This is a genomic window from Vibrio sp. 03_296 (genome assembly GCF_002265885.1).
This window is the reverse complement of record NZ_NPKW01001304.1, coordinates 1-1,013: the sequence shown is the minus strand read 5'-3', so window position 1 is coordinate 1,013 and position 1,013 is coordinate 1. Positions and strand designations below refer to the sequence as shown.

General features: G+C 45.7%; 2 protein-coding genes and 1 pseudogene. All 3 read right to left on the bottom strand.

Going from position 1 to position 1,013, the window contains the following annotated elements; translation table 11 throughout:
* Positions 1-203 (bottom strand): annotated as a pseudogene (locus CIK04_RS31700) (IS5/IS1182 family transposase); the annotation flags it as partial.
* Positions 204-393: 190 nt separating this feature from the next.
* Positions 394-603 (bottom strand): hypothetical protein, encoded by a 210-nt coding sequence (locus CIK04_RS35255; protein ID WP_325206068.1) that lies wholly within the window; start codon positions 601-603, stop codon positions 394-396.
* Between the two features lie 200 nt (positions 604-803).
* Positions 804-1,013 (bottom strand): hypothetical protein (locus CIK04_RS35250; RefSeq protein WP_325206067.1); only part of this gene is annotated, 210 nt, incomplete at its 5' end.

The following is a 1,013-nucleotide window of genomic DNA, read 5'->3' as shown; positions in this document are numbered from 1 at the left end:
CCAAGCAAGATGATTTTGAAGAGACGAACAGGGTCAACAGGTGGACGCCCATTATCTTTACAATAAAGATGAGCGACTTCATCACGAATGAATTCAAAGTCGATAGCATTATCGATTTTGCGCACTAAATGGTCTTTAGGAACTAACTGTTCCATCGTCACCATTTCCAGTTCGTATTGTTGCGGGGTGGGTTCTTGAAGCATATCGGAGTATCCATATTTCGATACCCCTATTAGATCAAAGGTCTAGCTCGAAAGCTAGACCTTTGTCAGCAGTCTGAGGCCAGCATTGCTGGCCTTGCTCTATCTTGGTGGTTCTGTTTGTGCTAGATTTATCTTAAAGGAACGCCCTTTCGTCGGTAACTTGACCAAATGAGCACTCGAATGTGGAAGCTCACGCGTACGGCGAACATTGGTTAACGGTTTTAAAGTCCGCCACATTAAACGCATCATCTGCTTTAAGATCGTCGCATAACTCATCAATCAGCTTCTCAGTCACATCCCACATGGTAAACATATGGACGTATTTACGTGTCTTACGGCCAGTTGCTGGATTTGGCGCGTCGATCTCTTCCTTGGCTAACGAGTATTTAGATAATCTCATCTTGGCTGGCAGAAAATAAGCGACAAAGAGAGCGGCGTTCGTTGAAGCCACAACCTTCAGAACACCACTATCAGGTTTTCATTTTCCAATAGTCCGCGACTCTCGCAACTTTTGATAAGCGTATTGCGCCATCTTCTGTCCGCGCATCGCCAGTTTGATCTGCTTTTCATAGCTGTGTTTGGCAAAGTAATCCCATAGGATTAGAGGGGATATTCCGCTACGGGAACCCGCAAAAGTAGTATCGGGAGAACCAATATAGGTTGGGTTATCCGGTGGAGAACCATAAACTTATGCTTGGTCATATAGACCCCTGTCGCAGGTGCGCCAGGCCACTTATGACCACTGGTGACGATGGAGTGCACCATAGGGTTACGAAAATCGAAATCTGGCCCAGTGTAACAATGGTTTTC